Annotated in this window: 13 protein-coding genes and 1 pseudogene; 8 read left to right on the plus strand and 6 right to left on the minus strand. The window is 42.0% G+C overall.

Annotation, left to right across the window (positions count from 1 at the left end):
* Positions 1–122: 122 nt before the first annotated feature.
* The 3 genes from O9300_RS00330 to O9300_RS00340 are packed head-to-tail and all read right to left on the minus strand — an operon-like array spanning position 123 to position 892.
* Entirely contained in the window at positions 123–329 is a 207-nt protein-coding gene (locus O9300_RS00330; protein WP_287969331.1) for a hypothetical protein, read from the minus strand.
* A 7-nt stretch (positions 330–336) separates the two neighbouring features.
* Positions 337–609, minus strand: a complete 273-nt coding sequence (locus O9300_RS00335; RefSeq protein WP_002763656.1) for a Txe/YoeB family addiction module toxin — start codon at positions 607–609, stop codon at positions 337–339.
* The gene (locus O9300_RS00340; protein WP_287730521.1) at positions 578–892 is read right to left on the minus strand and encodes a type II toxin-antitoxin system Phd/YefM family antitoxin; all 315 of its coding nucleotides are present in this window, start codon (positions 890–892) and stop codon (positions 578–580) included. The genes O9300_RS00335 and O9300_RS00340 overlap by 32 nt, the downstream gene beginning before the upstream one ends.
* A 243-nt stretch (positions 893–1,135) precedes the next feature.
* Between O9300_RS00340 and O9300_RS00345 the strand changes: the two genes are divergently transcribed.
* Together O9300_RS00345 and O9300_RS00350 are read left to right on the plus strand one after the other, a co-directional pair.
* Positions 1,136–2,005: a PEP-CTERM sorting domain-containing protein gene (locus O9300_RS00345; protein WP_287969334.1), complete on the plus strand. Its 870-nt coding sequence runs from the start codon at positions 1,136–1,138 to the stop codon at positions 2,003–2,005.
* A gap of 147 nt (positions 2,006–2,152) precedes the next feature.
* Positions 2,153–2,884, plus strand: a complete 732-nt coding sequence (locus tag O9300_RS00350) for a PEP-CTERM sorting domain-containing protein (RefSeq protein ID WP_287969336.1) — start codon at positions 2,153–2,155, stop codon at positions 2,882–2,884.
* On the opposite strand, the gene O9300_RS00355 is transcribed toward O9300_RS00350, so the two are convergent.
* Entirely contained in the window at positions 2,881–3,051 is a 171-nt protein-coding gene (locus tag O9300_RS00355) for a hypothetical protein (RefSeq protein ID WP_287969338.1), read from the minus strand. The two genes, O9300_RS00350 and O9300_RS00355, sit on opposite strands and share 4 nt — an antisense overlap.
* On the opposite strand from O9300_RS00355, the gene O9300_RS00360 reads away from it, so the two are divergent.
* The 6 genes from O9300_RS00360 to O9300_RS00385 all read left to right on the plus strand — a co-directional run bounded on the left by O9300_RS00360 (position 3,042) and on the right by O9300_RS00385 (position 8,796).
* Complete coding sequence (locus tag O9300_RS00360) at positions 3,042–4,910, plus strand: cation:proton antiporter (RefSeq protein WP_287969341.1); 1,869 nt, start codon at positions 3,042–3,044, stop codon at positions 4,908–4,910. The two genes, O9300_RS00355 and O9300_RS00360, sit on opposite strands and share 10 nt — an antisense overlap.
* A gap of 134 nt (positions 4,911–5,044) precedes the next feature.
* The gene (locus tag O9300_RS00365; RefSeq protein WP_287969345.1) at positions 5,045–5,299 is read left to right on the plus strand and encodes a hypothetical protein; all 255 of its coding nucleotides are present in this window, start codon (positions 5,045–5,047) and stop codon (positions 5,297–5,299) included.
* On the plus strand, positions 5,292–5,594 hold the full coding sequence (locus O9300_RS00370) for a DUF3181 family protein (RefSeq protein ID WP_002761852.1): 303 nt from the start codon (positions 5,292–5,294) through the stop codon (positions 5,592–5,594). The genes O9300_RS00365 and O9300_RS00370 overlap by 8 nt, the downstream gene beginning before the upstream one ends.
* Before the next feature lie 83 nt (positions 5,595–5,677).
* A complete protein-coding gene (ald, locus tag O9300_RS00375; RefSeq protein ID WP_287969348.1) occupies positions 5,678–6,763 on the plus strand; it encodes an alanine dehydrogenase in 1,086 nt (361 codons plus the stop codon).
* 161 nt (positions 6,764–6,924) lie between these two features.
* A complete protein-coding gene (gene dcm, locus O9300_RS00380; RefSeq protein WP_287969353.1) occupies positions 6,925–7,941 on the plus strand; it encodes a DNA (cytosine-5-)-methyltransferase in 1,017 nt (338 codons plus the stop codon).
* Between the two features lie 12 nt (positions 7,942–7,953).
* Complete coding sequence (locus tag O9300_RS00385; protein WP_287969357.1) at positions 7,954–8,796, plus strand: BsaWI family type II restriction enzyme; 843 nt, start codon at positions 7,954–7,956, stop codon at positions 8,794–8,796.
* 97 nt (positions 8,797–8,893) lie between these two features.
* Here the strand turns inward: O9300_RS00385 and O9300_RS00390 are convergent, their stop codons facing one another.
* A complete protein-coding gene (locus O9300_RS00390; RefSeq protein ID WP_287969359.1) occupies positions 8,894–9,235 on the minus strand; it encodes a XisI protein in 342 nt (113 codons plus the stop codon).
* A 65-nt stretch (positions 9,236–9,300) separates the two neighbouring features.
* Positions 9,301–9,903, minus strand: a pseudogene (locus O9300_RS00395) (bluetail domain-containing putative surface protein); the annotation flags it as partial.
* Positions 9,904–10,027 lie beyond the last annotated feature (124 nt).

Raw genomic sequence — 10,027 nt, forward strand, 5'->3', positions numbered from 1 at the left:
AATTAAAGCAGCTCTAAAGAGTTTTGAGTTAAAAGTTAAACTTCAAGTTTTCATTCAGGACAAATGTACTGATTAACTAATTTTTTGGGGAAAATTAGTTAACCCATCATTATAACATATAATTAATTTGCAAGAGTTCTAATTTGAAAGTACCTCTCAGGGGATTTTTTCATTAATGAAGAACCTAGAGACCGAGATTTATGAATGAATAAATAATCGGCAATCGCTTGGCACACTAACTCGTTAGGAGAAATTCCTGCTGCTTGCACAAAATCATCTAAAATTGTCTTCAGTTCAGGGGTTAGGGTAATCGTAATTGTTTCCTTCATCATCTGTTTAAGTATAGTGATATCGCGCTGCTAAAAACTCGATGCGGTCATCTTTGACTCGATAGACTAGACGGTGTTCTGTGGTAATTCGGCGTGACCAGGTATTAGCTTCAAGATACTTTATGGGTTCTGGTTTGCCTATTCCAGTAAAGGGATCGGCAGTGACAGATTCTACAAGATCGAGTAGGCGAAAGGCGATTTTTTTATCTGTTTTATACCACCATCTTAAATCTTCTCGAAATTGGCTGTCAAAGACAATTGCCCGACTCTTGGCGTTCAATTCCTAACTCCTGACAAAGTTCTGTAACTGTCTGTCCCGGTATTGTTTTAACGTCCCTCTCCATTGAACGTTCAAGTGCTGCCAATAACTTTCGAGCATTCGCAGGCGATCGCAAAAGATAAACAGTTTCTAATAGGGCAGTTAATTCCTCTGCGCTTAATAGTGCCATATCTTTATGACCGGGGCGAGTAATAATCGCCATACTATTCTCGCTTTCCAGTCGATCCAGAAGGCTCGCTAAATTTTCTTGAGCTTGAGTGTAGGTAGTTTGGATAGAAAACATAAGGCGAGGGCAACGAGTTGATTCGATTTTAGCTTATTTCATAAATACAAAACAGCTTAGAAAACGGGTTTCTTGAAGAAACCCTGTTTCTGGAATAGGGGGCGATCGCTCCTCACTCCCCCTCAACCCAGAAGATTTGACGAAAAACAGAGATAAAACACTATATAATCGATTAAAACAGCGATAATTGACAAAATCGGGGGGGGTGATAAGCTTTTTCACATAATTTACCCGAATAAACCGATGGCTACTCAAAAAAGCTCATTCTTAAGCCGCTCCTGTTCCTTAAAGCCTGTCTCAGATTTTCTCGGTACAACAATCGGGATGGCAACTGCTGTCACCGTCGGAACGGTAGTTAGCTTGCCCGCACAGGCAACTACTCTATTTAGCCAGACAAATATCGTCACCAACCCAGGTGCAGGATTCAACGGATCAGATGTCAGTCAAGCCTCTGCTACTGTGACTTCAGGGGGGGCGACTGTAACGCGCTTGGCACAAAGCTTTACCATTTCTGATGCAGGACTGTGGGCGATCGATAAGGTATCGGTGATGGGTTACATGACATCAACTTATGGGTTTCCCCCTGCTTCACCTTTTACTGGCATCTCAGTTAATATTTGGGACAATGCCCCCGGTCTTGCTGGAAGTAATATCCTGGGTTCGTCCACAAATCTACTATCTACTAACTGGACTGGCGTTTACCGCACTGCCAATGGCGTGTTAAACAATGCCCAACGCCCAGTGATGAACATTGCCGCCAATTTCAGTGGTTCTGGTCTTACTCTTGCGCCAGGCACTTACTGGGCAGACTACCAACTAACGGGGCTGTCACCCACAGGCGGTACAACTGCTTTTACTCCTTTTCTAATGACAACTTCAGGAGGAAATCCCGTAACTGTAAATGGAAATGCACGGCAGTTTAACAACTCGGCTGCCCCAAATGTTTGGATTACCATCAGCAGTGGTAATCCGGCTCAAGGGGTTTCTTTTCCCTTAACCGTAACAGGACAGAAAGTTCCCGAACCTAGTACCGTTTTGGCGTTGGGACTGTTAGGCTTGGGTGCATTGGTTAAACGCCAGTTAAAGCCAAAGCAAGGCAGTGATAAAGCTTAATTGCCATAGAAAACGGGTTTCTTTGAGAAACCCGTTTTCTGGAGATGAAAAACATAGATAAAACCGTATAAAATCGAGAAAAACAGCGATACTTGACAAAATCGGGGGGGTGATATGCTTTTTGGTAAAATTTCTCCAAAATTGTCAATGAATACCACAACTTCACTGAAACAAATTTCCTTAGCTACTAGCGCAGTTTTCGCAGCTACCATGACTTTTGGTATCCATCGGGTTTCTGCTGGAACTATCATCAGCGACCGCACTCAGTTAAATACTATTCTAGGAGGGTCAGGAGTCACTGAAAACTTTGAAAACTACAATGTGCCTGATGGTGATGCTCGACTATCGGGAACAGCAACATTAGATTCCTCTACTGTGGTTAATGGTCAAGGTCCAGGGTTAGTGGTTAACGGTGTCACGTTTGTTGGCGGCTCTTCTAACCTTCAGTGGAATGGAGCAAATTATGTTGGTTCTCCTTCTAAAGAGCTAGTTGCTGGCAAACCGATGAACATTGACTTTAGCGTACCAGTTAATGCCTTTGGCCTTGACTTGCGTGCTTTCACGGGATTTGGTGATACAGCGACTGTCACTATTTTTGGTACTGATGATTCGACGGTCTTAGATACTATTTCCCCCATTGGTCTTGCGGGTACTGGTGTTCCTGTCTTTTTCGGATACCAAGATATAGCAGGTATTGGTAAAATTGAACTAACCCAACAAAGTTTGTTTTGGAGTCCCATTATTGACAATCTCACCTTTGGACAGTCTGCTGCTGCTTCCACCCCTGAACCCAGTACGGTTTTAGGGTTAGGCTTATTAGGCCTGGGTGCCTTGGTTAAACGCCAGTTAAAGCCAAAGCAAGGCAGTGATAAAGCTTAATTGCCATAGAAAACGGGTTTCTCAAAGAAACCCGTTTTCTGGAGCTTGTTATGCTTATTTCCTCCCGACCGGGCCGAAGCGGGAATCAAAACTATAATTAGAATCATTAAACCCCAACCATAACCCCGCCTCGATAGCCGATAACCGATCGCTAAACATGGATCCATCTTTCGCCCTTACCCTGCAAATTGTCATCACTGTGGTGGCGGGGATTACAGCCCAAGTCATTGCCGAATACCTGAAAGTTCCCAGTATTGTCTTCCTGCTCATTTTTGGGATTGCTTTAGGGTCCGATGGTTGGGAAATTTTACACCCCCAAAGTCTGGGAATTGGCTTAGAAGTCCTTGTTGCTCTCTCTGTGGCGATTATCCTATTTGAAGGCGGTTTAAGCCTAAGCGGACGGGAATTAGGGCGAGTTTCTGGCAGTTTACGCAATCTTGTCACCCTCGGTACTTCCATCACTCTCATCGGTGGCGGTATGGCGGCCCACTGGTTGGGGGAATTTCCTTGGCCGATCGCTTTTCTTTACGCTTCTTTAGTGGTGGTAACCGGTCCGACAGTGATCGGGCCTTTGCTGAAGCAAGTAGCCGTAGATCGACGGGTGGCGACGCTTTTGGAAGGGGAAGGGGTATTAATCGACCCTGTGGGCGCAATTTTAGCCGTAGTGGTGCTAAATACGATTATTGATAGTCATGCCCGCCCCATGGAAATCATCACCGGTTTAACCCTGCGTTTAGGCATCGGGGCGGCGATCGGCATTGCTGGAGGCGGATTGTTAAGTTTTATTATAAAAACTTGCAATTTTCTGACTTTTGAGCTAAAGAATCTCGTGGTTTTAGCGGGAGTCTGGGGGTTATTTGGTTTATCGCAATTTAGTCGCAGTGAATCGGGGTTAATGGCGGTAGTAATGGCGGGAATTGTGCTAAAAGCGGCGGCAGTTCCCGATGAGCGGTTATTAAGGCGTTTTAAGGGTCAATTAACGACTCTTTGCGTGTCGGTACTGTTTATTTTACTAGCGGCGGATCTTTCGATCGCCAGTGTCATCGCTTTGGGTTGGGGCAGCGTCCTGACGGTGCTAGTCTTGATGCTGGTGGTACGTCCCCTGAGTGTGGCTCTGTGTACCCTAAAAAGTGACCTAAATTGGCGACATAAGCTATTTATCGCTTGGGTTGCCCCTAGAGGAATCGTTTCTGCCTCCGTAGCTTCTTTATTTGCCATTTTACTCACCCGTGCCGGTATTAATGGCGGTGAAGCGATCAAAGCTTTAGTCTTTTTAACAATTTTAATGACCGTTTTTATTCAGGGATTAACGGCGCGGTGGGTGGCAAAAGGGCTAAAAATCACTTCTTCTGCGGCAACAGGAGCAGTAATCGTCGGTTGTAATCGCCTAGGTCGCTTAATCGGTTGTTTATTCCAAGAACAAGGGGAAAACGTGGTTTTAATCGATACGGATGCCAGGGCCTGTCAGCAAGCAGAAGAAGACGGTTTGACGGTGCTGCAGAGTAGCGGACTTGATACAAAAATACTGCAAGAAGCAGGCATCGAATCCATGGGGACTTTTCTGGTTTTGACTAATAATAGCGAGGTTAATCTGGTTTTAGCCCAAAGAGCCAGCGAGGAATTTCATCCTCCCCGGGTGTTGGCTGCCTTTGCGGGAACCCCTAACCCAGATAAAAATAAGGTTAATCAGGTTTTTCTCCCTAGTTTTTCGGTCAAGGAATGGAATCAGTATTTAGACGATAATCAGATTAAATTGGGTAAAACTATCTTTAAAGGCAATGATTTGAGCGAACAACAGACCAGATTAACTAAATTAATTGAAAATGGCGAACTGCTGCCCCTACTATTGCGTCGCGATAATTCCCTACAGGTAGTAACAGAAAGGGAAGAATGGCGCACCGGAGACGAATTAATCTATATTCTGCGCGATTTACGCCCACAACTGCTTAAACGTCTTTCTGGTACTGTCAAAACCCGTTTATCTTTAGAAATCTTACCCGAAGTGGAAATCGCCACCAGTAGATAAGTGATAGGACAAAATTAACTTCTTGGTTAGGATAGGCACTTTGGCAACAGTAAAGGGATGGGCAGAGATTGAGCTTAACTTAGCTAAAAAAACCGGTACACTGATAATTGATAACTGATCACTGATCACTGCTTATGCCTCCTCGTTGGCCCCGTCAACCCGATCGCAAAAACGATCCCGCTTTCCGACGTTTAGATGATCGCATGAATTTCGCCGTTCATGTGGCGGCTTTTTTAGCGATTAATTCAGGGTTGTGGTTTTTTCATATCATTAAATTTTCCGATTGGACTTGGTTAAATCTGTTCACGGGAATTTGGGCTATTCTATTGGTGGGACATTTGATTTATATAGCGGCGATCGCTAACTACTCGCTAACATCCCATGGCTAACACAACTCAGGACATCGAAAATCTGGCGGCCCAAATCGGCGACAATATCTACATTGACGTGGCTAAATGGCATCTCTATCTCCGGGAAGCACATTTACACAGCGTCGTTGCCGAAAAAGTCTTCCCTTTGCTCGAAAACGACAGCTTAAGCGAGAATGCAGTCATGTCTATCCTGCGGGAGATAAAAGTCACCCTCGGAGGTGGTCATCTGCAAGTTTCTCTAGCGGATTTGTTACCCAGCAAATGTCAGATAGATTTAATCGATTTGCTCGAAGAATACCAAAAAAGTCGCTAAAATTTCCAAATAGTATGCCTGATAACTCGCAGACTAGGACTAACAGGCTAAAGTAGTTAGAAATAGTCCCCCAGAAGCAAACCATGGAAATAGGTGTTCCCAAAGAGATTAAAGATCAAGAGTTTCGCGTCGGTTTAAGTCCCAGTAGTGTGCGTGTACTCAATGATCGCGGTCATAGGGTATTTGTGGAAACGGCCGCCGGATTGGGTGCTGGATTCAGCGATGAAGATTACCAAAAAGCTGGGGCCAAAATTGTGGAAAAAGCGGCCCAAGTTTGGGATAAACCGCTAGTTGTCAAGGTAAAAGAGCCGCTTAAGACAGAATACGGCTTTTTAAACAAGGAAGCTCTCCTATTCACCTATTTACACCTAGCTGCCGAGCGCCATTTAACGGAAGCATTAATCGAGTCGGGAACAACTGCGATCGCTTATGAAACGGTCGAGCTTGCTGATGGTCGCTTGCCTCTCTTAACTCCCATGAGTGTTATTGCCGGTCGTCTTTCGGTACAATTTGGGGCCCGCTATCTGGAAAAACAACAGGGAGGTAGGGGAGTTTTACTGGGGGGTTTCCCCGGGGTGAGTCCTGGACAAGTGGTTATCCTTGGCGGTGGTGTGGTGGGTACGGAAGCGGCCAGAATTGCCATCGGTATGGGGGCAAAAGTAACTATTTTAGATATTAACGTCGAGCGCTTGGCCTATTTAGAAACTTTATTCGGTTCCCGGGTAGAATTGCTTTATAGTAGCCCGGCACAATTAGAAAATGTGGTTCCTAAGGCCGATTTATTGATTGGGGCAGTGCTAGTCTTAGGAAAACGAGCGCCGACTCTAGTTTCTCGCTCTTTAGTCGCCAAAATGAACCCTGGTTCTGTAATTGTCGATGTGGCAGTGGATCAAGGCGGCTGCGTGGAAACTCTGCGGGCCACTTCCCACAGTCAACCGACTTACCTGGAGTCGGGAGTAGTACATTATGGGGTGCCTAATATGCCTGGGGCAGTACCCTGGACGGCAACCCAAGCTTTAAATAATAGTACCCTACCCTACGTTATTAAATTAGCCGACCATGGCATAAAAGCTTTGGATCAAGATGTTTCCCTCGCTAAGGGGTTAAATGTCGCCAATCATCGGTTAATTCATCCAGCAGTGCGCGAAGTTTTTCCCGATTTGATTTGAATGTCAAAAAGGTGCGACTGAATTATTTTGGGCTGCTAGGAAAATCAGTCGTATCTATCTTAACAATTAAAACAGGATTAAGGTGGTTAATTCACTTGTACTTTAGCTATCTTGTTGGTTATAATCAGGGAATATCATCCCTAGGAAAATATTAAGGTAAAATGGTCAAATTTATCGATTTATTTGCCGGTATTGGAGGCTTTAGAATAGCTTTTGAAAATCTGGGTTGTCAGTGTGTTTTTTCCTCGGAGTGGAATAAATTTTCTCGAAAAACCTACGAAGCTAATTTTAACGATAGTCCCGAAGGGGATATTACTTTAATTCCCGCTTTAACAATACCAGATCATGATATATTGACGGCTGGGTTTCCCTGTCAGCCTTTTAGCATAGCTGGAGTAACTAAACACAATGCGTTAGGTACTCGCCACGGATTTGATCATCCCACTCAAGGAACACTTTTTTTCGAGGTTGTCAGAATTATTCGAGAAAAAAGACCGAAAGCATTCATTTTAGAAAATGTCAAAAATTTACAGAGTCATGACAAGGGTAAAACATTTGAAGTGATTAAAAATACCCTATCAGAGGATTTAAATTATCATATTTATTATCAGGTCATAGATGCTCGTTCTCTTGTTCCCCAGAACAGAAAAAGAATTTTTATTGTTGGGTTTGAGAAACCTAGCCGATTTATTTTTCCAGAAATACCAGATATTCATCCTAAAATTAAAGATATTCTTGAAGGGGAAGTTAATAGTAAATATACTTTAACAGATCATCTCTGGGATTACTTACAGAAGTATGCTGATAAACATAAAGAAAAAGGGAATGGTTTCGGTTATGGATTGGTTAATTTAGAGGGTATTGCCAGAACTTTGAGTGCTAGATATTATAAAGATGGTTCCGAAATTTTGATCCCTCAACAGGGAAAAAATCCCCGTCGTCTAACACCAAGAGAATGTGCAAGATTGATGGGATTTCCTGAAAAATTCATTATTCCTGTATCTGATAATCAAGCTTATAAACAGTTTGGTAATGCGGTTGTACCTCCTGTAGTAGAGGCAATAGGAAGGGAGATATTGCTAAGTCTTAATAATCCTATTTTAGATCAGAAAAATTTGCTTGATTCATCTCGCAAAAATACAATTATCAAACAATTAGAACTTACCCTAGTTTTTTAGTCCTAAAGATTTATGATTGATATCTATAGCTTTAATGCTCAGGAAAATGAATTAATCGAGACAATTAAGAATGCTTATTATATGCAACCGGTGATCTCGAAAATAGACGCTATTTTAGCAATTCAAGATGTGGAGATATATCAAAATGCTTTCAATTATCTCTATGAAGTTATTCAAGGCTCAAAAGATGAAGTAGAAAAAATTATTAAACAAAGAAAGCTTCAGGGATTGATTAAAGATGAAAAACAAACTGCCAAAGCTGTGGTAGGAAACATATTTTCCTATGCGGTTATCTATATTTTTCTCAAAAATAAGGAAATCAAGAATATTGATCAACATATTTATATAACTAATAAAAAATCCGCTGTTCGAGGATTTGAAAATATATCGACTATTAAATTGGGTGATGGAGAACAACAAAAACTAGATTGTGATTTGATCATTTATTCTTACCATACTTCCGCAAATATAAGTGATAGTAATAATCAAGAAATACCCTATCCTAAATGTATAATTTTATCGTTAAAAACTTCTTTGCGAGAAAGAGCATCGCAAACCTATAAATGGAAACTTTTGTTAGAAATAGCTAATGATCATGGCTCTAAAATTAAGGAAAAATACGGCATTAACTATAATGTTCCAGAAATTCCTCTTATCTGTTTTGTTACAGTTAATTTTTACAACGAAATTAACAATCCTCAACAACGAGGAATGTTAAAATTTTTTGATAAAGCATTTTTGGCCAAAAAATTGGATAATGAAAAAGAGACAGATTTAAACAGACAAAAATCCCAAGATTTTATTAGTCCCTTATCAGAATTAGTAGATTTTGTTAGAGACTTTTTTAAGCCATAATTGGACAGAATTAGCCCTAGAAAGTATGGAATTTAATGACTATCATGTTCTCGTCAGCTTGTGTATAAAGTTTTATGTATAGATTCAACATTTCTGGTCACGAAGCCACAGCAAATCCCGTATATTTGCGTACTTTAGGATAACGAAAACCCAGAACTATATCTTCTTTGGGAATACCTGCCTCCATCAAATCAGTAGCTATACCTTCCTCCGTTTCATCACATTGAATCCAGACTTTATCGACAACCAAGCTAAGGTGAATTGGTGTTGCATGGAGATACTTATTACCACTCCAACCGAAATCTAAAACTAGATAATGTCCTCGTTCATCATCAAATATAACCTGAGAAGTGTAGCCATCAGGAAAAGTAGCACGATAGTTAGCTTGATTCTGGAGAACAGTCTTAATAATACCTTGATATTTTAATCGGGTATCCATTGCACGATTACCTCACTTTCATCATCAAAGACAATTAAAAGGGGAGAATTAATCCCCCCATTAATTTAGACAAAGAAACTATTGACCGCAATAGTGCCGAGCGCCGGTAAAGTACCCGTTAACCCAGTAAGATTAATCACCAAATCATTAGCACTTTGGAAACCCGCCGTACCGTCGTTGATAATTAGGTAAGTAGAAGAACTATTGTCCCGCACTAAAACAGCACTGTTAATTCCGAGAGCTTGATTTCCGGCTGTTGCCCCATTAGCATCGGTAAAGACATTAGTAACAATGGTGTTAATATTGGTCGTGGTGCTATCTGTTGCCCGGGTAAAAGCGACAGGGGCATTAATTGCCGCACCAGCTTGACTAAGCAGGTCAATCTTATCAGTACCAATAGCAAAATCCGTAACTCGGTCTAGGGCTGCCGAGGTGGACTGACTAAACTGGAAGATAAAGATGTCTGTCCCTGTCCCACCGGTTAAAGTATCGATTCCAGCAGCACCATTGAGGGTATCGTTACCAGCAGCACCATTGAGGTTATTATTGCCACTATTCCCTGTAATCTGGTTATTTAAGCCATTACCCGCACCATTAAGATTACCAGTGCCAGTGAGAAGGAGATTTTCCACGTTGTTGGGAAGGGTATAGCTGAACTTCCCCCATACATATATACCATAATAGCCCAAAACCCTTATCCATCAATGGATGTACCCCCTTAACTTTTCTTAATGTACCCATGTAATTTGTAACATTTCTTAATGGACAAGAATTCTCTCTATTTGCTAGAAT

Source organism: Microcystis sp. LE19-195.1E (assembly GCF_027532095.1).
GTDB lineage: Bacteria > Cyanobacteriota > Cyanobacteriia > Cyanobacteriales > Microcystaceae > Microcystis > Microcystis aeruginosa.